Here is a 26,858-nt window from a genome sequence, read left to right as displayed (position 1 = left end):
GAAACCGAGGTTTGAACTGAGACTCAAACCTCGATCGCATCGATAATTTCGCGGATGGATGCCGGTTCCCTAGATAGCTAGGAAATGGGAACTGTTGATAGAAGCAGCTTGCACTCCTATCAAAGTAGCTAAAACTTCATTGGTAGCTGTTACCTTGATGATGGTATTGGCAGGATTGGAGTCTGAGGCAATGGTTAGCTGAGCAAATGTCAAGCCACCGGCTAGGCCCAGAGTGTCTTTATTGCCACCTGTAGCAGTGAAGTCCAGGAGGGTATCAACTCCGTTTCCAGAAGCAAAAACAAATAAATCTTGGCCGTTTCCGCCCGTGAGGGTGTCGTCACCCATTCCGCCCGTGAGGGTGTCCTTGTTAGCGCCACCATCGAGCCAGTCATCACCAAAGCCACCGAAGAGGGAATCAGTGCCATTTTGACCGGTGAGGGTGTCGTTACCAGTTTCTCCGTCGAGGTAATCATTGCCGGTGTCGCCGTTGAGGGTGTCGTTACCAGCACCACCGAGAAGGGTGTCATCACCTGCATTGCCAATGAGGGTGTCATCGCCTGCATTGCCCATCAGGGAACTGGAGCCTGAGTTACCTATTAGGAGGATACCAGGGACGGGGGAAGGTGCAGGTGTCGGTGTTACCGATGGTGTCGGTGTTACCGATGGTGTTGGTGTTACCGATGGTGTCGGTGTTACCGATGGTGTCGGTGTTACCGATGGTGTTGGTGTTACCGATGGTGTGGGTGTTACCGATGGTGTGGGTGTTACCGATGGTGTGGGTGTTACCGATGGTGTTGGTGTTACCGATGGTGTTGGTGTTACCGATGGTGTGGGTGTTACCGATGGTGTGGGTGTTACCGATGGTGTGGGTGTTACCGATGGTGTTGGTGTTACCGATGGTGTTGGTGTTACCGATGGTGTGGGTGTTACCGATGGTGTCGGTGTTACCGATGGTGTTGGTGTTACCGATGGTGTTGGTGTTACCGATGGTGTTGGTGTTACCGATGGTGTTGGTGTTACCGATGGTGTGGGTGTTACCGATGGTGTCGGTGTTACCGATGGTGTCGGTGTTACCGATGGTGTGGGTGTTACCGATGGTGTGGGTGTTACCGATGGTGTGGGTGTTACCGATGGTGTTACCGCTGGTGCTGGTGTTACCGCTGGTGTTACCGCTGGTGTTACCGCTGGTGCTGGTGTTACCGCTGGTGCTGGTGTTACCGCAGGTGTTACCGCAGGTGTTACCGCAGGTGCTGGTGTTACCGCAGGTGCTGGTGTTACCGCAGGTGCTGGTGTTACCGCAGGTGTGGGTGTTTCCCTTGGTGTTGGCGTTACCGATGGTGTGGGTGTTTCCCCTGGTGTTACCGATGGTGTGGGTGTTACCGCAGGCGTTGGTGTTACCGATGGCGTGGGTGTTTCCCCTGGTGTGGGTGTTACCGATGGCGTGGGTGTTACCGCAGGCGTTGGTGTTACCGATGGCGTGGGTGTTTCCCCTGGTGTTGGTGTTACCGCAGGCGTGGGTGTTTCCGCAGGCGTTGGTTTTTTCCCTGGTGTGGGTGTTTCCGCAGGCGTTGGTTTTTTCCCTGGTGTGGGTGTTTCCGCAGGTGTGGGTGTTATCGCAGGTGTAGGCGTTACCGCTGGTGCAGGTGTTACCGATGGTGTGGGTGTTTCCGCAGGCGTTGGTTTTTTCCCAGGTGTAGGTGTTTCCGCAGGCGTTGGTTTTTTCCCAGGTGTGGGTGTTTCCGCAGGCGTTGGTGTGATCGCAGGTGTAGGCGTTACCGATGGTGTGGGTGTTTTTGGCGTGCCCAATTGCAAGTTTTTGAGGATGGCTAAAAGTTCATTATCTTTGCCTTTGCCACGCCAGACTAAGGTATCTTTGGCATTTTCGCCGGTGCCGTTGGTAAACTCTAATTCATCATTTCTCAGTCCTTTTAATACACCTAGATTATCTTGACCGATCGCATAATCCCAGACGATATCTACTCCCTCACCAGGAGAAAGCATAAAGATATCTTGACCGTCGCCACCATAGAGGTTATCGTTGCCAACTTCGCCGTAGATTACGTCGTTGCCGTTGCCACCAAGGATGGAATCATCGCCAACATCCCCGTACAGGGTGTCACCATCTTCGCTACCTAAGAGGGTGTCATTGCCGGCACCGCCGTAGATGAGGTCGAAACCGAAACCGCCGTCGAGGGTGTCGTTGCCGGAACTGCCTTCGAGGATGTCGTTGTCTCCGCCACCACCCATGTTGTCGTCGCCGGAACGTCCTAAGAGGGTGTCTTTGCCGTCGCCGCCTTTCATCCAGTCATCGCCTTCGCGACCGTCCATGTAGTCGTCGCCGCTACCGCCTTCTAAGCTGTCGTTGCCTTCGCGGCCGTCGATGATGTCGTTGCCGGCACCGCCATCAAGGGAGTCGTCATTGTTTTTGCCGTCGAGGGTGTCTTGGCCGTCGCCCCCTAAGAGAGTGTCGAGGCCATTGTTGCCGATGAGGAGGTCGTCGCCTTCTTCCCCGGCTAGGAGGTTATTACCTAAACCGCCATCGAAAATGTCGTTGCCGGCACCGCCGTAGAGGGAGTCGTCGCCGTTTTTGCCTTCGAGTTCATCGTTGCCGTCGCCGCCTCGCAGGATGTCGTTACCGTCGCCGCCATCGAGTTTGTCTTCTCCACTTTGGCCTAAGAGTTCGTCGTTGCCGTCGCCGCCTTGGAGTTGGTCGTTGCCGGCCCCGCCGTCCATTGAGTCGTCCCCTGCTTGACCTAAGAGTTGGTCTTCGCCGTCGCCGCCGGCAAGGGTGTCGTTGCCAATACCGCCGTCGAGTTGGTCTTCGCCTGCTTGACCGAAGATGATGTCGTTGCCTTCTTCGCCTTCTAATTGGTCGTTGCCGTTGCCGCCGTCTAGGTAGTCGTCACCGGTGCGACCGAATACTTTATCATCGTCATCGCCGCCGTAGAGGGTGTCGTTGTGGGCACCGCCGTCTAAAAAGTCTTGGCCTGCTTGACCTTGGAGTATGTCGTTGCCGTCGCCGCCTTCGAGTTGGTCGTTATTGTTGCCACCGTCTAGGGAGTCGTTGCCGGTTTCTCCCCAAAGTTGGTCTTCACCGTCGCCGGCGTTGAGGGTATCGTTGTCTTCGCCTCCCCAGAGTTTGTCTTCGCCTGCATCGCCATTGATGATGTCGTTGCCGGTTTGGCCGTAGAGGAGGTCTTTGCCGTCGCCGCCGTTGAGAAGGTCATCTTCGCTGCCGCCTTCTAGTAGGTCGTTGCCACTGTCGCCGTTGATGGTGTCTTTGCCTGCGTCGCCGTAGAGTTTGTCGTCTTCGCCTTCGCCAAACAGGAGGTCGTTGTCTTCTCCACCTCGGAGTAAGTCTGTACCGGCGCGGCCGTGTAGTTCGTCGTTGCCGTTTTCGCCGTAAAGTTCGTCGGCGGCATCGCCTCCGTCTAGGAAGTCGTTGTCGTTGCCTCCGTAAAGGGTGTCTTTGTCTGCGTCGCCTTGCAGGACATCTGCGCCGTTGTTTCCCCAGAGTAGGTCTTTGTCTGCGCCACCGCTGAGGGTGTCTTCGTTATCGCCGCCGTAGAGTAGGTCTTCGCCGTCGTTGCCGAAGAGTTGGTCTTTGCCGGCATCTCCCTGGAGAATGTCGTTGTCGGTGTTGCCACTGAGGTTGTCGTCGCCGTCGCCGCCGCTAAGGGTGTCTTGGCCGGCATCCCCGGTCATTAGGTCGTTGTCGCCGTCGCCATACATTAAGTCGGCATTGTCGCCGCCGCTGAGGGTGTCGTTACCGCTGTCGCCGTGTAGGAGGTCTTGATTTTGTTCGCCATAGATGAGGTCATTGTCGCTACCGCCGTTGAGGGTGTCGTTGTCGATGCCGCCATAGAGGTTGTCGTCGCCACTGTCGCCGTTGATGATGTCGGTTCCTTCGGCACCGTAGAGGGTGTCGTTGTTGCCGCCGCCGTTGAGGAGGTCGTTACCGAGTTCCCCGTAGGCGAGGTCGTTGCCGTTGTCGCCGTTGAGGGTGTCGTTGCCCGTTGCGCCGTAGAGAAGGTCGTCGTTTTCGCCGCCGTTGAGGAGGTCGGTTCCTTCGGCACCGTAGAGGGTATCGTTGCCGGCATCGCCTCCGAGTTGGTCGTTGCCAAGTTCGCCGTAGAGGAGGTCTGCGTCGTCGCCCCCCGCGAGGGTGTCGTTGTCTTTGCCGCCGTAGAGGAAGTCGTTACCCGCGTCGCCGTTGATGTTGTCAAAACCTTCTTGGCCGTAGAGGGTGTCGCTGTCACCGCCACCGTTGAGGAGGTCGTCTCCGAGTTCGCCGTAGGCGAGGTCGTTGCCGTTGTCGCCGTTGAGGGTGTCGTTGCCGATGTTGCCGTAGAGGAGGTCGTCGTTATCGCCGCCGTTGAGGAGGTCGGTTCCTTCGGCACCGTAGAGGGTGTCGTTGCCGGCTTCGCCGCCGAGTTGGTCGTCGCCTTCTTGGCCGTAGAGGATGTCGGCGTTGTCTCCGCCAAAGAGGGTGTCGTTATCGAGGTTGCCGTAGAGGATGTCGTTGCCGGCTTCGCCTTGGAGGAGGTCTTCTCCTTTGCCGCCATAGAGGGTGTCTTGGTCGGTGCCACCGCTGAGGGTGTCTTGGCCGTCTTGACCTAAGAGGGAGTCGTTGCCGGCATCGCCGTTGAGTTGGTCTTGGCCTTTGCCGCCGTAGAGGGTGTCTTGGCCGTCGTTGCCGTTGAGGATGTCTTCGTTATCACCGCCGTAGAGTTCGTCTTGGTCTGTGCCACCGCTGAGGGTGTCGTTTCCTTGTTGGCCCAGGAGGGTGTCGTTGCCGGAGTCGCCGTTGAGTTGGTCGTTTCCGAGTTCGCCGTAGAGGGTGTCTTGGCCGTCGTTGCCGTTGAGGATGTCTTCGTTATCGCCGCCGTAGAGTTGGTCTTGGTCGGTGCCGCCGCTGAGGGTATCGTTTCCTTCATTGCCAAGTAGGGTGTCGTTGCCGGTGTCGCCGTTGAGTTGGTCGTTTCCGAGTTCGCCGTAGAGGGTGTCTTGGCCGTCGTTGCCGTTAAGGATATCGTTGCCTTTACCCCCAAAAACTTTATCTTGGTCGTTACCGCCAGAGATTTTATCCTCTCCTGTACCACCTAAGATTAAATCGTTATCGGCATCACCAAAGATTTCGTCATTGCCTTCATCTCCTGCGATGCTATCGTTACCTTTACCACCATAAATTAGATCGTCACCATCATCTTCTTGTTGTGTTTCGATGTTAGCTTCGGCATGGATTTTAGTGGTGTGGCTAGTATTAGTAGTATTAGCAGCAAGGCGAGTATTACTTGCTTCTGCATCAACACCTAGACCTGCTATTGTAAAACTGGCTTCACTGTTAGGGCCACTTGTGTTAATTTCTCCATCTCCCCAGTTTAGCCCTTCAAAAGAACCACCAGCAACATAGTCATTTCCATCTCCACCGTAGAGGGTATCTCTGCCGCCTTCACCTTTTAATACATCATTATCCGTACCACCGTAGGCTTTATCATTACCATTTGCACCGTAAAAAGTATCATTCCCTGAATCACCTTCAAAGTAATCATCTCCTGAATCGAAATTATCTGTTACCAATCCATCGTCATCAGCTAAATCATTACCTTCGCCCCCATAATATTTATCATTACCTTGGTTGCCCTCAAGATAATCATCTCCACCCTCTCCTTTTAATTCATCATCACCACCTCGACCATAAAAGCTATCTTTTCCTCGACCACCAAACATTTGATCGTTCGCATTAGAACCAGAAACTTTTTCAATATCAACTAAAACATCTATTTCTCCACCGTCTGTTACTTCATAAACATCAGAACCAGAACCAGGATAGTTTTCTCTTTGCCTTACAGTAACACTGCCTCTATCTTCATAGCTGGCTTCGTCTTCACCTGTTCCACCATCTAGGAAATCCCATCCTTCACCACCTATTAAGTAATCATTACCACCATTGCCGCGTAAGACATCATTACCTCTTTTTCCTTGTAATCGCGTATCATCTCCTGGGAAAAAAGCATCATTACTTGAACTACCTTCAATCCAATCCCCATCGTCTGTTGGTGAAGGCCATAATTGTGTTTCAACGATTTGTGGCGGGTTAGGAAAGTAATAACCAGAGGAGTTGGCGGCATTAAAGAGGTTGATAAAATCTCTTCCCTGCCTAGAATCTTGAATATATCCTTGGGATAAAACAAATCCATCTGTTATTGCATTTAAAATTAAATATCCAACTCCTAATAGAGGATTGATGGCAGTCAATGCTCCCGAAACGACCACATCTAAAGGATTTAACAGGTCAATTTTTGTTGGATTAAATGATGTCGCAAACCCTAAACTATGATCAACAGCCAATCCTTCTGAAATACCACTAACAGAAACAATATTATCGAGTTGTTTTAGGAAGAATTTGAACTTATCTGTTGAATTAGTAGCTGTATAATCAAATCTTAATCCTGTTACAGGGTCTTCACCATGCTTTCGGATAACAATATCAGTTTTGTTGTTGTCGAATGGAGCGGCATTATTTTTATAGCTCAACTCGAATCCATTAATTTGTGAATACTGTGTTGGAGATCCTAGAGAAATAACTTTAATTCGATTACTGCCATATCCAGACAAAGAAGAGCTTAGTGCATCTTCTAAAAAATAGTTTCCTTGAGAATGTGCGACAAATATAACAGAGTTTTCATTATTTTGATTCAGAAAATTTATGGTTTCACCCACGTATTTATTGTTGACATTTGTACTAGCACCCGATGGTTGGGCATTCCAATATTGAGCAAATGACTCCAATAGATCTGTAGGAGCATTGTCAAGGCTGTATCTATTAATCTCTTTTTCAATTTCTGGCTGAAATAAATCAAGATCATTAACACTCTTATCGTTGCTGGTATTGTAATAAGCCGACAAAAAAGTAGTTAAATCATTGATTTTGTTGCTACCCAACTCACCAAATTTTATTGCACTACCTCTTATTCCAAAAGCAACGTCTCTTCCTGCCTTATATTTTTCTTCAAGTTGTTTTTTTGTCTCCGTATCAGCATCATTTATATCTTTGTCAAAAGCAGTTATAGCATCTTTCAAAAAAAGATTACTAAATTCTGTCTTAAAATCTACCAATGCTTCTGGTAACGATTTGAAATCGTCATAAAGAGATTTATTGTAACTAGACTTACTTTCGCTACTTTCAGGATCACTAGCTTCATTGGAGTAAAAATCGATGGAGTTTGGAAAACCAGAAGTAGAAAGGTTAAAACCTATATTAATATCTTTCAATCCCTTATTAAAATCCTCTGAATTATTTAATATTCCATTTATAAAAGCAACGCGAGTTTTAGGTCTATCCTTAATTATTTGACTAAAAACTTGAGTTCCTAGCCCAGAAGTGTAACCATTAGAATTTGCGTCTTGTTCAGCTTGAATTTGATTATCATTCGCCAGTAAATTCAATAATTGAGAATCATTAAAGTTGAGAGTAATCGCATCATTTTCTTGCTTCAAACTCTGAATCTGCCCCTCACTCAAACTAATCCCTTGCACCACATTAGAAAAGAACTCCCCTTCATCCCCAGGAGTATCAGAAGTATTAATGTGCCAATCCACAGAATGACCAATCTCTTCCAATAAAACACTGGTAATCGCTTGAGGATTATCAGTATATTTAGTCAAAAAGTCTTGAGAAACATAAATCGTATTATTTGAACCAGCATAAGCAGCATTAGCCCCTTGGAGTTCTGAACCACTGCGAATTTCTATCGGTGGCAGAGATGTAAAATTACTGTTAATCCACTGCTGACGGATTTCTTCTAACTTACTCGCGTCAAAGTTCGTACCAAAAATAGATTGAATTTTGGCTAGAAAATCATCACCTTTGGCAAAATTATTTAAGGTGCTGTAAACCTGTTGCAGAGAGGTTTCGATTAAAGTGTTGAGTGAGTTATTAGAAGTCAACATGGCTTTTTTCTCCAATCAATTATGTTAGTGAACCCTGAACAATGTAAATGCAGATACGCGAAACTGACTCGCCTTTTTTGCCAAGCGATACTATGAGGAAATAATGAACGCGCACCCCTGGGAGGGCGAAGCATTCGGGTACGAAACATCGGTTTTTTGCGGTAAATTATCCGCCCGAATGCTTCGCCCCTACTATACCTATTAGGGTTTGCCCCTAATTTTTATGCAGTTTTGCCGAATTTGTTACAAAACTTTGCATAAAGCCCGTCACATCAAAATCCGCCCCTGGAAATTTCCCAAGTGCGATGCCTGCGGCTGGCTACACGCGCTTCCCTAAAACCTTTCATATCAATCTTCATGCACCCTCCAAAATCGAAACTTTGTAACCTCTGTCTATCTATCAGTCTCAGCCCGTGACTTTTATGCAAAAACTCAGCTTTTTGTTACAAAACTTTGCATAAAGCCCGCCCAATCAAATTACGCCCCTGGAAAATTCCCCAGTGCGCCCTTCCCTAAAACCTTTAATATCAATCTTCATGCACCCTCCAAAATCGAAACTTTGTAACCTCTGTCTATCTATCAGTCTCAGCCCGTGACTTTTATGCAAAAACTCAGCTTTTTGTTACAAAACTTTACAAAAAGCCCGCCCAATCAAAATACGCCCCTGGAAAATTCCCCAGTGCGCCCTTCCCTAAAACCTTTCATATCAATCTTCATGCACCCTCCAAAATAGAAATTTCGTAACTTCGATCTATCTCTGTTTTTATTCCGAACTGATACTAATTCGTATTTATACCAATTTAATGGGTCGTTGCACAGATCTCGATCCCCCTAAATCCCCCTTAAGAAGGGGGACTTTGAGAAGAATCTTGTCCCCCCCTTATTAAGGGGGGCTAGGGGGGATCAGATTCTATGCAGCCTCATAAAAAATTGGTATTACTAGCAATATTAGACCAAAACTACCTTTAGGGAAATCACGTAAACGCCCGATCGCAATTAATTTCTCTCATTGGTGCGATCGCGCTAATTACGCACTCCTAAAATCTTGTATAAATATCTAAGTACAACTGCTAATTTACCCGCAAAAAAACCGGTTCTTTACTATTACTTCACACAAACTTGATTTTTTTCTCGTAAATATGGCGTTGGGCAAGCAAGCGCGATCGCTCAACTCAGTATTTTCACTGAATCCCTGCTACAACATAATTATCTTGACACTCTCAGGTCTTTCATACGCTGAGATTCTGCGGACAAAGTAGGCTTGGGTAATACCCAAAGTCTAACTCTCGCTACGTTCGTCAAGCAACGTCTACCAAGTCGGCTGAGGTCTACGCCTAGCCTACTCGCTACTTTTCTCAGAATGTTGGCAGCGCCATTTAAGTCTGCATTTACCACCCTGCCATTAGCTGACTGATACAAGCCACGTTTAATCCGCTTTCCAGATGCTTTCCACCCAGATGGTTTTTCACCATATTTGGGTAGGGAGTCTCCATCTAAAAAACTAGCTTTCGATGTATACGCTTCTTCAGTTTCAACAAACCTGATACCGTGCAAATCACATAGTTCTTTTAACCTATTTTTCAGCTTACCTAAAGGCATTTGAACAAACTTTTGATTGTTCGCTTTACCGAGATTACTATTAAACTTAAAACCTTCATTCCACCCAACTATCAGTGTACCAATTCCGGATTTAAGGCAATGGTTGGCAATCAACTTGGCAGCCTTATTGATACCATCACGCATTTGGTGATTACGTTTGCGAGTCACACTGTCTAGCCAATTATCCCAATAACCTTCTGGCTTTCCTTCTTTTCTAGTTGCTACTTTTTTGTTCCACAATTGATTCATCGCTTTCATTCCACGAGAATCAATTAAGAAGGAATTTCCTAGTGTATCGACACAAGCTGCTAAATTATCAGCAGTTCCCAAGTCAATTGATAATGCTTGACCTATGTCCAGATTGTGTTGTTCTTTTTCAACCTCGTAGGACATTTCCAGGTAAAAAGCACCATTTTTAGGGAGAATCGTAAACTCTTTCACGTTGGAAAAATCAAGATTTGACGGCATAGGTAGAAAGAATTCAGGAATTCCAAACCATCGCCTCACGGTTAAGCCCAAGGAGAATCTTAACTGATTGCCAACAAGTTTCGGTCTTAAACCTCCAGAATTAGGATAAGCTACTTTGAACAACTTAGAACCTGTCAGGTATCCCGGTGGCTTGGGCTTAAAATGCAATTGACCTTTGATGTACAAGTCTCTTAATTCTTTAAAAGATTTGAAGGCTTCTGTGACTGACATCAATGTTTGCTGCATTGGTGTTGATGGCAACGACTTAGCAACCATTGATTTGGCAACTGACGATTCAAAAGATAAGTCGAATTTTCCCGTCAACAGTTTTCCGGTCTTAAAAAAAGTTTGACGAGCTAAATAAACCCCACTGTTGTAAAGTTTACCTGATTGTTGGCAGAGATACTCCAACAATGCTTTAACCTCTTTGTTTGGAGACAGTAATACTTGCTGAACTCCCATTGTTTTTTGGGTTTTGGTCACCTCTATTTTCCTGAATATTGGTTAATTTGTCTACTTTTAGTGATTATAGTAGATATCTCAAGCTTGATCGACAAAATATTTAGAAAGAAAGAAAGAAAGAAAGAAAGAAAGAAAGAAAGAAAGAAAGAAAGAAAGAAAGAAAGAAAGAAAGAAAGAAAGAAAGAAAGAAAGAAAGAAAGAAAGAACACGGGGACTAAAGTCCCTCGCGCCGCTTCCCTAGGAAGGACTGAAGTCTCTGAGTTTCCCGCATCCCGTATTGATTTATGAAACCATGACATGAAGGCACAGGTCGCCTCTTGGGGAAATAGGGCTGACACACGGGCGCTCTACTACCATGATTTCCCGTAGTAACCCTGACGATTGTTGAGAGAATATCGTACTGCAAGTCCTATTCCGCTATCCTTTTAATCTATAATCCAAAATCTAAAATCTAAAATCCTATGGCTTCACGCTACGTTCGAGTCAAAACAGTACAAGGACAAATCCATTACGGTTTACTGCAACTAAGCCGCAGCGTTCAGGTACTTGATGCACCTCCCTGGTTAAAAGGAGAACCCACTGATTTGGAACTTCCGCCAGATAGTTACCAAATTCTCGCCCCGTGCTCTCCCAGCAAAATCATAGCCGTGGGCAAAAATTATAGCGACCACGCCGCCGAAATGGGAACTTCCGTACCTGAAGAACCGCTATTGTTTTTCAAGCCTCCCACGGCTGTGATTGCCACAGGTGGGGCGATTCGCTATCCGCGCCAGTCGGAAAGAGTGGACTACGAGGGAGAATTAGCCCTGATAATTGGCGAACATTGTACTCAGTGCACTCCTGAACAAGCACAGGGAAAAATTTGGGGTTATACGATCGCCAATGATGTCACAGCTAGAGATTTGCAAAAGCGGGACAATCAGTGGGCGAGGGCGAAAGGTTTTGATACATTTTGTCCCCTTGGGCCTTGGATTGTCCGAGAACTCAGTCCCGCTGCACAATTACAGACTTTTGTCAACGATGGCGATCGCCCGGTACAATCCGATCGCATCGATCGCATGGTATTTTCCCCAGACTTTATCGTCTCCTACATCAGTCAAATCATGACTCTCCTTCCTGGTGACGTAATTCTGACTGGAACGCCGGAAGGAGTTGGGCCGCTGCAAATAGGCGATCGAGTCCGCATTGAAATAGAAAGTATTGGCAGTCTGGAAAATACAGTCATTAGTCATTAGTTATTAGTCATTAGTCATTAGTCATTAGTCATTAGTTGTTAGTCATTAGTTATTAGTCATTAGTCATTAGTTGTTAGTCATTAGTCATTAGTCATTAGTTGTTAGTCATTAGTCATTAGTTGTTAGTCATTAGTTGTTAGTCATTAGTCATTAGTCATTAGTTGTTAGTCATTAGTTGTTAGTCATTAGTTGTTAGTCATCAGTTGTTAGTCATTAGTTGTTAGTCATTAGTTGTTAGTCATCAGTTGTTAGTTGTTAGTTGTTAGTTGTTAGTCATTAGTTGTTAGTCATTAGTTGTTAGTCATCAGTTGTTAGTCATTAGTCATTAGTCAGCGTTCAATTATTGATTTTAATTATTAGTCACTCGTCAATTGTGAGTCATTAGTTATTGCCAACAACCTAACCAACCTACATTGGCTTCAAAGACAACTAACTAATGACTGCTAACTAATGACTAATGACTATCGTACCTGCATATAAACTGCATCCGAAAGTGGAGGAATCTCTGCATAGCGTCCCAAGGCCGACTGAACAACTGCATAGACAAATGCAGCCACAACGCCTAAAAACACCATGTTATAGAGAGTTTCGGCAATAAATACGATTTGAACCTTAGCTAAAATCGGCAAAACCAGACCGCACAACATCAAAACAATGTCTAAAAGAATCGCCTGCATCGCGTTAAAGCGAATAAAGTGACTAATGTTTTCGTTTCTCACAACCCCTAAATATAGGGCAAAGAAAATCACCAAGCTAGCGAAGGGCAAACTATAAATTTGCATCAAGGGAGCTAGCGGTATGAACAACAGTTGGAGAACAGGAAACTGTTGAAACAGAAACCTGCCAAACATCAGCCCGTCAACCAGCGGCAGCAAATAAGGCAAAGAAGCAAAAATCCGGTCTGAAACAGTTGTAGACCCGCGCCAAGTCATAGTGAACTCTCCTGAGTCGATCGACTAACTATCAATTCCCATTAAATTCAGGATAACGCAGCAGCAGGCTCAGTTCCGACTCGCCGGGAATTTGCCCACACTCAGATCCCTGTAGATTCAGGGATACTTATATCAAGTCGGGTTAAATAGTCACTAGGCCCGATGACCAATTCCCAATTCCCAATTCCCTATGCCCTATGCCCTATGCCCTATGCCCTATGCCCTATGCCCTATGGCCTATGCCCGATAATTATTTAATGTGAGCGATCGTGAAGCCCATTTGACACTCGTAGCGATCGGGCAAATTTTCCGTAGGTTTGCGAACCGGATGGCCGCAGCGGAGTTCGCCATCATTCCAGCGGGGTTGGCCAGTGCTAGAGGCCAGCAAACAACCTTGGCAAACACGCTGAGGGGCAAGCATCTGATTTTCCATTAAAATGACTAACATTTGATACCTCCGGCAGGTTCCACACCAGTAATTACATTGTATGTCAGGATTTTGGAACAAAGAGCTTAACCTGAACACAATGTAATATTTATGTCAATGGGGCGGAATCCGTAGTATGGTACAAGATCCCCAATTCCCAATCCCCAATTTCTTAAGAGGTTGATTATTGTGACGGACTCTAACTTTGAATTTCTTTCCAAAACCGATCCCCTAATTGCCGATTTAATCGGGCAGGAACTCCAGCGCCAACGAGATCACCTAGAACTCATCGCCAGCGAAAACTTTACTTCCGCAGCGGTAATGGCAGCTCAAGGCTCTGTGCTGACAAATAAGTACGCCGAAGGATTACCAACCAAACGCTACTACGGTGGCTGTGAATTTATTGACGGCATCGAGCAAATCGCGATCGATCGCGCCAAACAGCTATTTGGAGCAGCTCACGCCAACGTCCAGCCCCACTCCGGCGCTCAAGCCAACTTTGCAGTGTTTTTGAGCTTGCTAGAGCCCGGAGACGGCATTATGGGCATGGATTTGTCCCACGGCGGACACTTGACCCACGGCTCACCGGTCAACGTATCCGGCAAATGGTTCAAAGCTTTTCACTACGGTGTCAGCAAAGAAACAGAACAGTTAGACTACGACGAAATTTTGGCGATTGCCAAACAAAATCGACCGAAATTACTAATTTGCGGCTACTCAGCTTATTCGCGAATTATCAACTTTGAGAAATTTAGAGCCATCGCTGACGAAATCGGGGCTTATCTGCTCGCCGACATCGCCCACATCGCCGGGTTAGTCGCCACAGGGCACCACCCGAATCCTCTGCCTCACTGTCATGCAGTCACTACTACCACTCACAAAACCCTGCGCGGGCCAAGAGGCGGTTTGATTTTGACAAATGACCCAGAACTAGGCAAAAAGTTCGATAAAGCAGTGTTTCCTGGTACTCAGGGCGGACCTTTGGAACACGTCATTGCTGGTAAAGCAGTAGCTTTTGGGGAAGCATTAAAGCCAGAATTTAAAACTTATTCTGGTCAAGTAATTGCAAATGCTGCTGCTTTAGCTGCACAGTTACAGCAGCGGGGTTTGAAACTGGTTTCTGGGGGTACGGATAATCACTTAATGTTAGTTGATTTGCAATCTATCAACATGACAGGTAAAGTAGCCGATAAATTAGTTAGCGGTGTGAATATTACAGCTAATAAAAATACGGTGCCTTTCGATCCAGCATCGCCCTTTGTTACCAGTGGTTTGAGACTTGGTTCCGCAGCGATGACAACCAGGGGTATGGGAACTACAGAATTTATCGAGATTGGTAATATTATTGCCGATCGACTGTTAAATCCTGAAGACGAAAGCGTGGCGGCCGATTGTTTGCGGCGAGTGGGCACACTCTGCTCGCGCTTCCCCTTGTATCCTCACTTGTACCTGAAAGTCCCAGCATTGGCTTAATTTTCCTGATTGACAAGGCGAAATTGGTAGTTGGGAGTGTACAGGTAAAAGGGCAATAGAGCAGGAGAAGATTGAGAGTTATGAGTTTTAAGCGCAGAATTAACAACTCTTTAACTTGCCACTTGTAACTCCCAACTCTCCGTATCTTAATCCCCCAGTCGCTATTCCAAGATTTTGCCTGGTTAAAAGCCATCTGAAATGTAGTAGACTCTGCCTGAAACCCAAATTACCCGACACTCTATACTGATTTCAGATGCTCCACCATCTGTTCTACCACCTACTAGCCTTTATCGTTTCCGCGATCGTCGTCCTACTGAGTACGCCAATAGTCAAAACTATTGGTCTCAAAAGCGGACGAGTCGATCGACCAGGCGATCGTAAAGTTCATCAACGCCCGATGGTACGCTTGGGAGGAGTATCTATCTTTCTCGGCACTATCATTGCTCTGGTAATTGTCTGGCTCTCAGGAGGCTTCATCGATGCTACCGGACAAATTCTCAATCGGAAAGACGAATACGAAATTTGGGGAGTCACCCTCGGCGGCATCGGATTCTTCCTCATCGGTTTAGCAGACGATTTATTTTCGCTTTCGGCACTAAGACGCTTGCTCATGCAAATTGGTGTATCCAGCATCGCTTGGATGGCCGGTGTACAAATTGAATTTCTCACAGTTCCCTCCCTGGGACTGACAGATATTGGCTGGCTGAGTTTGCCAATTACGGTGATTTGGCTAGTCGGTATGGCTAACGCCATCAATTGGATTGACGGTTTGGACGGTTTGGCGGCGGGAGTTTCAGGGATTGCAGCAGTTGTAATGCTGATTGTCAGTCTGTCGATGAACCAACCAGCGGCGGCATTAATTGCAGCAGCCTTAGCTGGGGGGACTTTGGGATTTCTGCGCTACAATTTCAATCCAGCTCAAATCTTTATGGGAGATGGAGGTGCTTATTTCATAGGCTTTACTCTGGCGGGAGTTGGAGTCGTTGGGTTAGTGAAAACTACGGCTATAACTTCTGTGTTGCTGCCATATTTGATTTTAGCTGTACCGATTTTAGATATGTCTGCGGTAATTCTCGATCGACTTCGCAACGGCAAGTCTCCGTTTATTGCTGACAAACGTCACCTCCACCACCGACTGCTCAATGCAGGATTATCCCATCGATTTGCAGTTTTATTTATTTACTCGCTGACACTGTGGGTGGGAAGTTTAGCTCTAGCTTTTTCGGTTCCCAGTGGCGTAGTCTATGCCATGGGAGCTACCAGTTTACTGGGATATGCTAGCTGGAAAGTTTGGAGGCACGCTCGATAGTCATTAGTCATTAGTCATTAGTCATTAGTCATTAGTCATTAGTCATTAGTCATTAGTCATTAGTCATTAGTCATTAGTCATTAGTCATTAGTCATTAGTCATTAGTCATTAGTCATTTACTACCAATTAGCAATGCCCGATGCCCGATGCCCGATGCCCAATGTCCAATGCCCGATGCCCAATGCCCAATGCCCAATGCCCGATGCCCCATGCCCAATTTTTCAATCTAAAATCCAAAATCTAAAATCAAATTGAATGGTTGCTGAAATAATTTGTGTTGGTACTGAATTGCTGTTAGGGGATATTCTCAATAGCAATTCTCAGTTTTTAGCCAAGGAGTTAGCAAGTTTGGGAATTCCTCACTACTATCAAACAGTGGTGGGCGACAATCCAGAACGCATTAAACAGGTGTTAAAAATAGCAGTAGGGCGATCGCAACTACTGTTGTTTACAGGAGGACTAGGCCCAACACCAGACGACCTCACAGTCGAAACTATAGCGGATTATTTTGGTGTTCCCCTCCTAGAAAGGCCGGAAATTATCGCTGACATCGAACACAAATTTGCTCAACGGGGACGAACCATGAGTAAGAGCAATCGCAAACAAGCTTTAATTCCAGAAGGTGCTGAGATTTTGCCAAACCGCACAGGTTCTGCACCGGGGATTATTTGGCAACCTGTTCCCAATGTCACAGTCATGACATTTCCGGGCGTACCAGCAGAAATGCACTTGATGTGGCGAGAAACCGCCGTTTCTTACCTGCAAAATAACGGCTGGTGCAGGGGCACTATTTACAGCCGCACATTAAAATTTTGGGGTATTGCTGAGTCAGCACTCGCCGAAAAAGTAGATAGTTTTCTCAATTTAACCAATCCTACTGTTGCTCCCTACGCCAATCACGGCGAAGTCAAATTGCGGATTTCAGCCCGCGCTGAGTCGGAAGCGGTGGCTAAAAACTTAATTGAGCCCATCGAACAACAGTTGCTACAGATTACTGGTCTAGACTGTTACGGTGTTGATACCGATACCCTCGCCTCGACTGTTGGTAAATTGCTGCTGTTGGGTGGCGAAACTCTCAGCGTGGCTGAATCCTGCACGGGAGGAGGGTTGGGGGCGATGCTGACTGGTGTTGCCGGCAGTTCGAGGTACTTTTGGGGCGGGATTATTTCCTATGACGATCGAGTTAAGGAAAAATTATTAGGTGTTAATCCGCAAGATTTAAGTGAATACGGTGCTGTCAGCCACCAAGTCGCAAAACAAATGGCTGCGGGAGTGCGTGCTAGCCTCAATACCAATTGGGGATTAAGCATTACAGGCATCGCGGGACCAGGAGGCGGCACTGATTCTAAACCGGTGGGACTGGTTTATATAGGTTTAGCCGGGCCTAATGGTGAGGTAGAGAGTTTTGAATACCGCTTTGGCGATGCGCGCACCCGCGATTGGATTAGAAATCTGAGTGCTTGTACGGCGCTCGATCGACTCCGACGCCAACTTTTGTTGAGAGAAGCTCAAAAAAACTGAAGTGACTTGTAAATTGTCAAGAGGTAAAAGTAATCTTAAGTTTTATTTAAGGCTGAAGGAGCCGAAACAGTTCCGTAATTTATCGCTTCCCTCTTGATTATCTGTAAAGATTCGTTATGATAATAAGATAAGACTGATTGGCAAATACACTCCCTCTCGCGGTTGCTCCCAACAACTAATCGAGAGAATTCAAGTTTGACTGTTGATTTCATGGTTATGCTTGGTTGTATTCAGAGAGTTAGCCGTCGGTTTAAGAATCAAGATTATAAAAAAAGGAGCTATCCGTTCAATGGAAGACATTGAAAAGGTGCTGGAACAAATCAAGGAATGGGTTCGCAAGCTGATTGAAGGATTGCTGAATCCAGAAGCTCAACCGGAACTGCAACCGATTCCAATTCCAGTCAACCAACCAAGACATCGCAGGTAGCCTAAACTGGCTTGGTTAGTTTGAGAATTGAGATTTGAGAGTGGTTATAAGACCGAAATCAAAATCCTCACACATTTTGTCGCGCTGGAAATTTTAAAATTGTTAAATATCCTGGTACTGCATGGCCCAAATCTCAATCTGCTGGGTCAGAGAGAACCTGGAGTCTATGGATCGGCAACTTTAAATGATATCAACAAGTTGCTAGAGCAAGAAGCTCTTGCGCTCCAGGTGAAAGTCTCAATCCAGCAGTCCAATCATGAAGGAGTATTGGTGGATGCCATTCATTCGATGTTAGGGCAGCACCAAGGCCTTTTAATTAATGCTGGAGCTTATACTCATACGAGTGTGGCAATTAGGGACGCGATCGCCGCCGTCAATTTGCCTGCGGTAGAAGTTCATTTGAGCAATATCTATCGCCGGGAAGATTTCCGGCACCACTCGTTTATAGCACCAGTGGCGATCGGGCAAATCAGTGGTTTTGGTTCAGAGAGTTATCGGCTAGGGCTCCAAGCTTTAGTTAGTCACTTGAAAAACTACTGAAAATTTACCTAGTACCAACCTCCCCGAATTCTTGTTTAAGAAATCGGGGAGTTAACGGCGCTTTAATTAAGATAAGTTTTTTGATTCGGAAGCCAGGGATTATAGGTTCGATCGGACCGCAAAAAATTAATATAAAAACCAAAATAACAAATAACAAATAACAAATAACCAATAACAAATAACCAATAACCAATATGCGACATTCTCTATTGAACAAGTTTCAAGGAAGCTTAATGGGTTGCGCTTTAGGAGATTTTATAGGCATTCAATACGAGAAACAAATTATGGGTATTCTCCCCCAAACAGGAGACTTCCAACCGATTTTACAACTGACTAAACACCAACCATTGTCCCTGAGTGGGGCAAATTTGGGATGGAAATCGTCCAAGGGTAAACTTCCAACTGGCAAAAACTCATCCGAGTGCTGGATGCGGGCTCTAGCCGCAGCTCAAAGTTTAATTAGATGTGGCGGTTTAGATGTAAAAGATTGGCGCGATACTTGGGAAACATTTGCTCAGTCTGAGCTTTACCATTCGCCAAACACAGAAGCTAAAAGTCTACTTAACCCTTGTGAAACTGCGGTTGCTGCATTGCCAACAGCACTGTTTTATCACGAAAATAAAGCCAAGCTCCGAGCAAAACTCATGCTGGCGACAGATGTTTGGCACAACCAAAGCGCTTCAGAATGTGAGACAGGAGTTTTAGCATTAGGGTATGCGATCGCGCGATCGCTCAAAGAAAAACTTGACCCCGCGACGGCAATTCCTCAAACAATTACCTACCTGGCAACAGATAATGCTTTAACCGAGCTGCTTTCACAAGTACAAATATTATTAGAAAAGGGAGCAGATTTAGAAAGAGCCAAAAACCATCTCTGCAAAAGCGCCATAGCTTTGGAAGAAAGCCATACCAAGGGTGAAAAAAAATCACAAACTAACTCAATTGTCAACCCAGGAAATTTCATTTCGATGGCGATCGCTTTCTACTGCTTCTTAAGTACCCCAGAAGATTTGCGTTTGTCAGTTTTCCGCGCTGCCCGGTGTGGTATCGCAGCCCCGCTAACCTGCTCGCTGACGGGAGCTTTGTCAGGATCTTACAATGGTGCTGCCGCGATTCCTGTAGAATGGCGATCCAGACATTCGGCTGCGGTGGCATCGATCTCGGCAGCAGAGGGGACTGAACCCTCGGTCTGTTTAACGGCTACGGATGCCAAAATCAAACAGCTAGCTAATCACCTATTTTCCGTCTGGACGGGAGTTTACAGTCCCGATGCCGGAGGTGAACCCCCCATCATGGGGGCAGTGGTGGCTGCACCTTATGTAATTAGATCTCGTAATTAAAAAAACAGAATACCCAGATTCTTGACTTCTGAAACTGCTCCGACGATCTAACACAATAGGGTTTGATGCTTAATGAGAGCTACTCGTACCATCGCCAAACCATCGCCCACCATTCCAGTGGTCAATTTATGAACAAAGTTGGTTCGCCCATCGCTAAAGTAGGAACTATGGATAACAGTACCATCAAGGAAATCTTACATACCCTTCATCGGGCTGTTAAGAAGTCCACATCATAATCTGTACTCAGATTTGATGTGGGAGTCTGTCACAAACAGCAATATCGGTTGGATGTCGGACTGATGGGAGGTGTTCGATCGCAGGCTGTGGGGCCTGTGCCAAACACAGTAAATCTAACTGTGGGGTGGGATCAAGAGTCAGTCGCTGCCAGCCTGATTGAGAATGCTGCAAGATGTTGGAGACCAGCTATAATGGAAAGCTTTTTGCGTGATGAATCACATTATACAGGTTACTTTGTCAGTGCCCCCATAGCGTCGATCGATATTACGGGGATGGAACTACTGCCCCGTGTCGCTTCCCTCTCAGTTCAGAAGACGCTGAGTTTCCGGCTTCCGGTGAAATTTTTATGAATACTCTCTCCTCATTGATGCGGCAAATAGAACAACTAGGGACTTTCCGCTCTCCGCGCCAACAGGTTGCGAAAGTGCAGCATGATGGTAGCAAACAAGAATCAGACGATCGCCCGCGTGGCTCTATGCTCAACCGTTTTTTCCCCAAGAAATCCGATCGACCCAAAAGTTTTACTGGTTATAAAAGTAAAAATTCACAATCCTACCTCAAAAATCAAGCTCGTTCCCCTCTGTTGGCGATCGTCGCCGTCATTTCCCTCAGCAGCACTCTGGGACACCGTTTTTACAACCAACCGAAACTAGATGTAGGCACAAAAGCTCCTCAGACAATTAAGGCCCCAGCTAGTGCGAAGGTCTCCGATCTCAAAACCACGGAAGAACAAAGGAAAGCAGCGCGGATTGGGGCGGTAGCGATATTGATGGTTGACGAGAATGCCGATCGCAAAATATATCAAGAATTGCAACAATTTTTACAACATGGGACCGAACTGCGACTGGCGATCGGTTCTTTGCCTTTGGCCAGGCCAGAATTGCTGTCAACTAAGGTTCAATTGTACCTGCGGAGCTGTCCAGAATGGGAGTGGCGATCGATCCTAGCGCAAGTAGGAGACGGTAGTACCAAAGCTACGCCCTTGAGTCTGGAGTCCAGCAGTCCGACGCAGCCGACGGGAAATCAATCTCAACAAGATGCTGTCGCTCAACTGCAAGCTTACAGTCGATCGGTCTCCAAGGTAGAATTCCAAAATCTGACAAACGGTATCTCCGAAGTTCGCCAGGGCTATCTTAACGCTGTGGAAGCGATGGAAACCAAATCGGTGTCCCGACTAGGACAGATTTATGATAATTCCCTGTTTGATTTGTCCGATACAGCATGGCAGGAAACCCAAAAGGGTATGAGTCTGGTAGCAAAAAAAATGCTGGCTCAAGGTATTCCCCAGGGTTTGCCCAAAGATATTTTAAAGGAAGCTGTGAGACTGCAAGTGGCCGACTCAGTGCCTGGGGTATCGCAAAATTTTGCCATAGAAGCTTTAACAGCGATTTTACAGCCCAATTTGGTGCGAGATTCGGAAGAAACCAAACAGCTAGCTGAATTAGCGGCCCAAAAGGTACAAGTGGTGACACTAGAAGTAAACCAGGGCCAGATAATTGTTGCAGAAGGACAAGAGATCTCTCAACAAGATTTCGTGTTACTCGACTATTTCGGTTTGAGTAGGCGGGGTGTGAATTGGTTGGGGCTGGCGGGCTTTGTCTGCTTAGTTGGGGCGGCGATTGGGATCGTCCTACTGGTAGAAAGGCATTATCGCTTGCGCCGTAGAGATCATTTGCTGCTGTTGCTGTTGACTTTGAGCGCGCCTGTGTTGGTAAGTTTGGGGCTGCCTTGGACAACTTTGCCGGCGATCGGCATTTTAGCAAGCGGCTTCTACGGTTCAGCCGTGGGGGTTACTGTGGTGGGGCTGTTGTCACTGGTGTTACCCATTGGCTTGGAAATTGAGTTGATTCATTTGGTGGCTAGCGCGGCGGCGGGATTGCTGGGTGCTTTGATGGCGAGCAGGTTGCGATCGCGCGAAGAATTGGCTCTCTTGGGCGTGGCGATCGGCTTAACTCAGGGCATCGTTTATCTGGTGGGGACAATGATTGCCAGCGTCGCTGCCGGCTCTATTTGGTACGTTGTGCTCGGTACCGTGGGTGCCCAAAGTTTAGCCGGTTTAGCTTGGAGCGTTGTAGCTCTGGGCATCAGCCCTTATTTAGAACACGTTTTTGACTTGATTACCCCCATCCGACTAGCAGAATTGGCTAATCCCAATCGTCCCCTATTGAAGAAGTTGGCTGCGGAGGCTCCTGGGACTTTTCAGCACACGCTGTTTGTGGCTAGTTTGGCCGAAGCGGCGGCGCGGGAACTGGGCTGCAATGTAGAGCTAGTTAGAACTGGGACACTATACCATGATATTGGCAAAATGCACGACCCAATCGGATTTTGCGAAAATCAAATGGGCGGGGGTAATAAACATGATGAAATTAATGACCCTTGGGCCAGTGCCCAGATTATTAAAAAGCACGTTAGTGAAGGCTTAGTGATGGCACGAAAACATCGATTGCCGAAGGCGATTCAGGCGTTTATTCCTGAACATCAAGGGACGATGTTGATTGCTTATTTCTATCACCAAGCAAAGCAAATTGTGGCTCAGGAATCGGCAGATTTAAAGATGGCTGTGGCCGATGGGCATAATTCAACAACAACAACGTTAACTATGGAAAGTCGGGAAGTGAGGGAAGAGGATTTTCGCTACAATGGGCCGATTCCTCAGTCACGGGAAACTGGGATTGTGATGGTGGCGGATTCCTGTGAGGCTGCTTTGCGATCGCTCAAGGATGCCACTCACGAGGAGGCTTTGAGTATGGTTAATAAGATTTTGCGTGCTCGTTGGCAGGATAATCAGTTGATTGATTCGGGTTTGACGCGGGAGGATATGTCTCTGATTGCAGAGATTTTTGTGCGGGTTTGGGAACAGTTCAATCATAAGCGAATTGCTTATCCTAGTGCGGTTTTTACTCCGAGATAAGGAGAATTTGGATGGAAAGAGTGGGTAAGATTAAATGAACCGCGAAGGCGCGAAGGACGCAAAGGAAGAACCCCCCCAAGGGGGGAAAGAAGAAGATGCAGTTCTGACTTCGCGCTCTTTGTGTCTTCGCGGTTTAATCATTCCGATGCAACCGGATTTGATCTAATGCGGATTTTTAAGATGGATATTATCCCTTGACTCCCGTCGCTGTTTCTGTGGGTACAATGTATTTTTGCAATATCAAAAATAGTCCTAAAACTGGTACAATGGAAATAATAGAACCGGCCGCCACTAAACGCCAATCTAAGGAAAATGTCCCGGCTAAATTAGCGACTCCTAGCGGCAAAGTATAATATTCTGGTCTGTCTAAAACTAGCAGCGGCCACAAAAAGTCACTCCAAGAGCCGATAAATACAAAAATTGCTAAAGTGACTAATGCTGGCTTAATTGCTGGAATCATAATGTGCCACCAAATGCCTAATTCGCTACATCCATCAATGCGGGCGGCTTCTTCTAATTCTTTGGGAACTGCGAGGAATGCTTGGCGCAGTAAAAATATGCCGAATGCTGAGGCTAATCCGGGAAAAATTACGCCTAAATAACTGTTTTTTAGTCCTAGTTGTACAGTTAATACATATAGAGGAATCATCACGATTTGGAAGGGAATCATGATGGTGGAAACGATCGCAATTAAGATGGCTTCGCGGCCTCGAAAATTGAGTCTGGCTAAGGGATAGGCGGCCAGGGCACAAAATAGGACGTTGATGCTAACGGTGAGGGTAGCAATCAGGGTGCTGTTGAAGAGGTAGCGCCCGAAGGGGTTTGTTTCCCAAACTTTGATGAAGTTTTCTAGGGTGGGCTGTTGGGGCCACAGTTGGGGGGGAAATTGAAAGATGTTTTCGGCTGGGGATTTGAGGGATGTGCTCAGCAGCCACAACAGGGGGAATAGCATTAAAAGGGCGATCGCACTCATCATACTGTACATCCACAGGGTATGCCACTGGGAGGGAGTGCTGTTTGGGGAATTTGGTTTTTTAGTTTTGAAATTGTTCATTGTTGGGATATGATAATAAGTCCTTGCTTCGCGAGAAGCCTTGTTGTCCATAAGGGATTTTTGGCATGAAACCGTTTATTTACGAAACAATGTACATTCTGCGCCCAGATTTGGGTGAAGAAATGACCGATCAGGCGATCGCGAAATATCAAACTATTTTGCGCGATCAAGGTGCGGAAAATATCGAAACCCAGCACCGTGGGAAGCGTCGTTTGGCTTATGAAATCGGCAAGCACCGCGACGGAGTATACGTTCAAATGAACTATACAGCTCCGGGCGCTGCAATTTTCCCTATGGAACGCGCCATGCGTTTGAGTGAAGAAGTGATTCGCTATTTGACAATCAAGCAAGATGTCCCAGATGCGCCTGAAGCGGAAGCCGAAGAAGTAGCTGCTGAGTAGGTTCAGGAGTTTGTAGTGAAGGAGACGGCAGTGCCCATTAGTGTCAACTTAAGGTACAACCAATAGTCCGGCAGGGGTTGAAACCCCTGCCTCAAAGCTAAAGTCCTCTAAAAGAGGACTAATGAGTTGAGATTCTTCTCTTCAGTCCTCTTTGAGAGGACTTTCGCTATTAGACAGGGACTTCAGTCCCTGGCGGACTCGCGGGATGACTAACGGACACGGGGCGGGCTGACAGCTTAAGTTGACACTCCTTCGGCAATGCCGTTTCCCTACCCGAAAATAATCATGTAGGGACACGGCACTGCCGCCTCCTAATTTCTTAATCCGAGCTTAAAAATTCCAAGTAATTATTAGTTAACTCTTTGACTGCTAATTCATAAAATTGCTGGCCATGTTCGGGAGTTGCTAAAGCCGGGTTTGAACCCATTCTGCCATCGGGAAATCGGCGACGAAAGTCAGTAGCACCGTAGATTTTGTGCCCGGATGCAACTTCCTCAGAAAGTGGAGCTTGCTTGATTGCTTCTGGATACAGGTACTGAGTTAAGGCGACTTCGCTAGGGGTGGCGTGTCCACCTTCTTGGTTTCCATACAATTCTTTGGCTAGTTTGTATACGGAGCCGCACATAAACCAATTGCCGATTTGACATTGAATTCGATCGCAATTCGGCAGATTCAAATCTGATAAATGGGCGTAAGTCTCGGAAAATGCTGCTTTCATCGTCGCAATATTCCCACCGTGACCGTTAATAAAGAAATATTTATCAAACCCCGCTTTTGCCAAAGATGTGATATAATCCCTGATTACCAGTATCATGGTTTGTGGTCGCAGGCTGATGGTGCCGGGAAAACCAGTGTGGTGCAAGGCCATGCCCACATTAATGGTCGGGCCAATTAAGGCATTGGCGGCTTCCCCCACACCGCGGGCGATCGCCTCCGCGGCTATGGCATCCGTCCCGATTAATCCAGTCGGTCCGTGTTGTTCCGTAGAGCCGATCGGGATAATTATGCCACGGGAACTCTCTAGATAGGTTTCTACCTCCGGCCAGGTACTTAAGTGCAGCAACATTATAGGCAGTTTACAGATTTTTTACTTACAAACTCGATCGTAGTCGGCCATTGCAGAAAATAGGATCTAGCCAAATTGATTATTTTATAATTAAACTAAGCGATCGCCAATTCATATTTATATTACTTGACCTTAATAATTTAACTACTTAATTACCAAAGCTTTACCTTTTAATAACCTTTTAAGAGTAAGATAACAACCATCTCCCTATAGATTGGGTGTTACCTGGTCAATTATCAGCGGGCAATGTTTTATGAAATTAACACCACCCCCTAAAAAAGACCAGGCATCAAAAGCCTGGACGCAGGCAGACAGCGCGGCTTCGGCAACTGCTCTACGGCTTTATTCCTTGCACGAGCAAGTAGCAAAGGTCGAGCGCGCATCTGTTGGATGGACTGGCAGAGGATGTAAAGCGATTGAACAGGCGATCTTATAAGTGCGATCGCAGCGTGAGGCGCGCCTGAGCCACTTAACAAGGCGCCTTCCACCAGCCACAAACAAACATAACTCAAACACTGATTTTTATGTCTTCTGCTGAATTAAGCGAAAGTCCTTCAAGGTCTACCGTTGGACAAGCGGGTCGGATCTTGTTACTCGAAGGTGAAGACCTATTGCGGGAAATGCTAGCTTTAGCCCTCCAAGAACAGGGCTATGAGGTGGTGGTTACTAGCGACGGGCGCAACGCTCTCCCTTCCATCCAAAGTGGATCGTCATATCACGGTGATTCATGCTTTAACTTGCTGATTATGGATTCAATTAACGGTTTAGATCTGTGTCGAATGTTACGACATCAAGGAAATCCCGTACCTATTTTGATTATTGGTGCCAGGGGAAGTGCAAATAATTGCGCTTTTTATCTAGAAGCCGGTTCTGACGACTACTTAACCAAACCTTTTGGAATGCGAGAGTTTATCGCTCGCTGTCGAGCACTGATGCGGAGACAACGCCTCGGTCAGTTGCCACAACCAGTCATGCTCCAATACAAGAACATAACTGTTTATCCTGAAGAATGTCGAGTGCTTGTTCGCGGTGTAGAAGTAAAATTTTCTCCCAAACAATTTCGTTTGTTAGAACTATTTATGAGTTATCCCCGTCGAGTTTGGTCTCGCGATCAGTTGCTGGAAAAAATTTGGGGACAAGATTTTATCGGAGACAGCAAAACAGTGGACGTTCACATCCGCTGGCTGCGAGAAAAATTGGAAATAGACCCCAGTCAACCGGAATATATCATTACAGTGCGCGGGTTTGGCTATCGATTTGGCTGAATTATAAAATTAATGAGAAGGTGCTATATTAGCCATTGAATTAACTTAGGGACACAATTTTGTTGTGTCCTTATTTTTGAGCTTGTGTTAGAAAAGATGAGAAATCAGACAAAGGGTTAGATCGAGTTATATCAATTCCGATTGTACTCACACATGATAGTTCGGACACTCAAGCGAGCCCATTGGTGTCAACTTAAGGTCAAACCCAGTGATAGACTGCTGTTTAACGATTAAGGCC

General features: G+C 46.5%; 20 protein-coding genes. 14 read left to right on the top strand and 6 right to left on the bottom strand.

Translation table 11 applies throughout. The annotated features are described in order from the left end of the window. Positions 1 to 69: 69 nt before the first annotated feature. Positions 70 to 7,953 (bottom strand): hypothetical protein, encoded by a 7,884-nt coding sequence (locus P2A85_RS12715; RefSeq protein ID WP_377480509.1) that lies wholly within the window; start codon positions 7,951 to 7,953, stop codon positions 70 to 72. 1,206 nt (positions 7,954 to 9,159) lie between these two features. Beyond that, entirely contained in the window at positions 9,160 to 10,503 is a 1,344-nt protein-coding gene (locus P2A85_RS12710; RefSeq protein WP_341733604.1) for a transposase, read from the bottom strand. Between the two features lie 63 nt (positions 10,504 to 10,566). Here P2A85_RS12710 and P2A85_RS12705 point away from each other — a divergent pair, with 63 nt between their 5' ends. Both P2A85_RS12705 and P2A85_RS12700 read left to right on the top strand, forming a co-directional pair. After that, on the top strand, positions 10,567 to 10,770 hold the full coding sequence (locus P2A85_RS12705) for a hypothetical protein (RefSeq protein WP_377480506.1): 204 nt from the start codon (positions 10,567 to 10,569) through the stop codon (positions 10,768 to 10,770). Positions 10,771 to 10,943: 173 nt separating this feature from the next. Then, positions 10,944 to 11,717: a fumarylacetoacetate hydrolase family protein gene (locus P2A85_RS12700; RefSeq protein ID WP_377480503.1), complete on the top strand. Its 774-nt coding sequence runs from the start codon at positions 10,944 to 10,946 to the stop codon at positions 11,715 to 11,717. Between the two features lie 461 nt (positions 11,718 to 12,178). Here the strand turns inward: P2A85_RS12700 and P2A85_RS12695 are convergent, their stop codons facing one another. After that, positions 12,179 to 12,649 (bottom strand): Tic20 family protein, encoded by a 471-nt coding sequence (locus P2A85_RS12695; RefSeq protein WP_377480500.1) that lies wholly within the window; start codon positions 12,647 to 12,649, stop codon positions 12,179 to 12,181. A gap of 250 nt (positions 12,650 to 12,899) precedes the next feature. Beyond that, positions 12,900 to 13,097: a hypothetical protein gene (locus tag P2A85_RS12690; protein ID WP_377480497.1), complete on the bottom strand. Its 198-nt coding sequence runs from the start codon at positions 13,095 to 13,097 to the stop codon at positions 12,900 to 12,902. A 168-nt stretch (positions 13,098 to 13,265) separates the two neighbouring features. Between P2A85_RS12690 and glyA the strand changes: the two genes are divergently transcribed. From glyA to P2A85_RS12640, 10 genes are all read left to right on the top strand, one after another. After that, positions 13,266 to 14,549 carry a serine hydroxymethyltransferase gene (gene glyA / locus P2A85_RS12685; RefSeq protein WP_377480494.1) on the top strand — a complete coding sequence of 428 codons (1,284 nt, stop codon included), beginning with the start codon at positions 13,266 to 13,268 and terminating at the stop codon, positions 14,547 to 14,549. A gap of 253 nt (positions 14,550 to 14,802) precedes the next feature. Next, the gene (locus P2A85_RS12680; RefSeq protein WP_371114467.1) at positions 14,803 to 15,858 is read left to right on the top strand and encodes a glycosyltransferase family 4 protein; all 1,056 of its coding nucleotides are present in this window, start codon (positions 14,803 to 14,805) and stop codon (positions 15,856 to 15,858) included. A gap of 255 nt (positions 15,859 to 16,113) precedes the next feature. Next, positions 16,114 to 17,379, top strand: a complete 1,266-nt coding sequence (locus P2A85_RS12675; protein ID WP_377480491.1) for a competence/damage-inducible protein A — start codon at positions 16,114 to 16,116, stop codon at positions 17,377 to 17,379. 289 nt (positions 17,380 to 17,668) lie between these two features. Further along, positions 17,669 to 17,806 (top strand): hypothetical protein, encoded by a 138-nt coding sequence (locus P2A85_RS12670; protein WP_340518576.1) that lies wholly within the window; start codon positions 17,669 to 17,671, stop codon positions 17,804 to 17,806. Between the two features lie 99 nt (positions 17,807 to 17,905). After that, positions 17,906 to 18,346 (top strand): type II 3-dehydroquinate dehydratase, encoded by a 441-nt coding sequence (gene aroQ, locus P2A85_RS12665; protein WP_377480488.1) that lies wholly within the window; start codon positions 17,906 to 17,908, stop codon positions 18,344 to 18,346. 194 nt (positions 18,347 to 18,540) lie between these two features. Further along, on the top strand, positions 18,541 to 19,686 hold the full coding sequence (locus P2A85_RS12660; protein WP_377480485.1) for an ADP-ribosylglycohydrolase family protein: 1,146 nt from the start codon (positions 18,541 to 18,543) through the stop codon (positions 19,684 to 19,686). Positions 19,687 to 19,751: 65 nt separating this feature from the next. Continuing rightward, positions 19,752 to 19,922: a hypothetical protein gene (locus P2A85_RS12655; RefSeq protein ID WP_377480482.1), complete on the top strand. Its 171-nt coding sequence runs from the start codon at positions 19,752 to 19,754 to the stop codon at positions 19,920 to 19,922. Between the two features lie 18 nt (positions 19,923 to 19,940). After that, the gene (locus tag P2A85_RS12650) at positions 19,941 to 20,273 is read left to right on the top strand and encodes a hypothetical protein (RefSeq protein ID WP_377480479.1); all 333 of its coding nucleotides are present in this window, start codon (positions 19,941 to 19,943) and stop codon (positions 20,271 to 20,273) included. Further along, positions 20,270 to 22,834, top strand: coding sequence for an HD family phosphohydrolase (locus P2A85_RS12645; RefSeq protein ID WP_377480476.1), 2,565 nt, complete (start codon positions 20,270 to 20,272; stop codon positions 22,832 to 22,834). Before P2A85_RS12650 ends, P2A85_RS12645 begins: the two co-directional genes overlap by 4 nt. 34 nt (positions 22,835 to 22,868) lie before the next feature. Beyond that, positions 22,869 to 23,000, top strand: a complete 132-nt coding sequence (locus tag P2A85_RS12640) for a hypothetical protein (RefSeq protein ID WP_377480474.1) — start codon at positions 22,869 to 22,871, stop codon at positions 22,998 to 23,000. 21 nt (positions 23,001 to 23,021) lie between these two features. On the opposite strand, the gene P2A85_RS12635 is transcribed toward P2A85_RS12640, so the two are convergent. Further along, complete coding sequence (locus P2A85_RS12635; RefSeq protein ID WP_377481464.1) at positions 23,022 to 23,819, bottom strand: carbohydrate ABC transporter permease; 798 nt, start codon at positions 23,817 to 23,819, stop codon at positions 23,022 to 23,024. A gap of 134 nt (positions 23,820 to 23,953) precedes the next feature. On the opposite strand from P2A85_RS12635, the gene rpsF reads away from it, so the two are divergent. Then, entirely contained in the window at positions 23,954 to 24,289 is a 336-nt protein-coding gene (gene rpsF / locus P2A85_RS12630; protein WP_341735670.1) for a 30S ribosomal protein S6, read from the top strand. A gap of 319 nt (positions 24,290 to 24,608) precedes the next feature. Here rpsF and P2A85_RS12625 read toward each other — a convergent pair whose 3' ends face one another. Beyond that, on the bottom strand, positions 24,609 to 25,355 hold the full coding sequence (locus tag P2A85_RS12625) for a creatininase family protein (RefSeq protein ID WP_377480471.1): 747 nt from the start codon (positions 25,353 to 25,355) through the stop codon (positions 24,609 to 24,611). A 524-nt stretch (positions 25,356 to 25,879) separates the two neighbouring features. Between P2A85_RS12625 and P2A85_RS12620 the strand changes: the two genes are divergently transcribed. Further along, a complete protein-coding gene (locus P2A85_RS12620) occupies positions 25,880 to 26,620 on the top strand; it encodes a winged helix-turn-helix domain-containing protein (RefSeq protein ID WP_377480468.1) in 741 nt (246 codons plus the stop codon). The last annotated feature ends 238 nt before the right edge of the window (positions 26,621 to 26,858 follow it).

It is taken from the genome of Microcoleus anatoxicus, from assembly GCF_042465725.1.
Lineage (GTDB): Bacteria > Cyanobacteriota > Cyanobacteriia > Cyanobacteriales > Microcoleaceae > Microcoleus > Microcoleus anatoxicus.
This window is presented reverse-complemented; position numbering and strand designations above follow the sequence as displayed.

Coding starts and splice junctions, on each gene's coding strand:
- P2A85_RS12715 (WP_377480509.1), bottom strand. CDS start 7,953: ATGTTGACTTCTAATAACTCACTCAACACTTTAATCGAAACCTCTCTG.
- P2A85_RS12700 (WP_377480503.1), top strand. CDS start 10,944: ATGGCTTCACGCTACGTTCGAGTCAAAACAGTACAAGGACAAATCCAT.
- P2A85_RS12695 (WP_377480500.1), bottom strand. CDS start 12,649: ATGACTTGGCGCGGGTCTACAACTGTTTCAGACCGGATTTTTGCTTCT.
- P2A85_RS12690 (WP_377480497.1), bottom strand. CDS start 13,097: ATGTTAGTCATTTTAATGGAAAATCAGATGCTTGCCCCTCAGCGTGTT.
- P2A85_RS12680 (WP_371114467.1), top strand. CDS start 14,803: ATGCTCCACCATCTGTTCTACCACCTACTAGCCTTTATCGTTTCCGCG.
- P2A85_RS12675 (WP_377480491.1), top strand. CDS start 16,114: ATGGTTGCTGAAATAATTTGTGTTGGTACTGAATTGCTGTTAGGGGAT.
- P2A85_RS12670 (WP_340518576.1), top strand. CDS start 17,669: ATGGAAGACATTGAAAAGGTGCTGGAACAAATCAAGGAATGGGTTCGC.
- P2A85_RS12660 (WP_377480485.1), top strand. CDS start 18,541: ATGCGACATTCTCTATTGAACAAGTTTCAAGGAAGCTTAATGGGTTGC.
- P2A85_RS12655 (WP_377480482.1), top strand. CDS start 19,752: ATGCTTAATGAGAGCTACTCGTACCATCGCCAAACCATCGCCCACCAT.
- P2A85_RS12645 (WP_377480476.1), top strand. CDS start 20,270: ATGAATACTCTCTCCTCATTGATGCGGCAAATAGAACAACTAGGGACT.
- P2A85_RS12640 (WP_377480474.1), top strand. CDS start 22,869: ATGAACCGCGAAGGCGCGAAGGACGCAAAGGAAGAACCCCCCCAAGGG.
- P2A85_RS12635 (WP_377481464.1), bottom strand. CDS start 23,819: ATGTACAGTATGATGAGTGCGATCGCCCTTTTAATGCTATTCCCCCTG.
- rpsF (WP_341735670.1), top strand. CDS start 23,954: ATGAAACCGTTTATTTACGAAACAATGTACATTCTGCGCCCAGATTTG.
- P2A85_RS12625 (WP_377480471.1), bottom strand. CDS start 25,355: ATGTTGCTGCACTTAAGTACCTGGCCGGAGGTAGAAACCTATCTAGAG.
- P2A85_RS12620 (WP_377480468.1), top strand. CDS start 25,880: ATGTCTTCTGCTGAATTAAGCGAAAGTCCTTCAAGGTCTACCGTTGGA.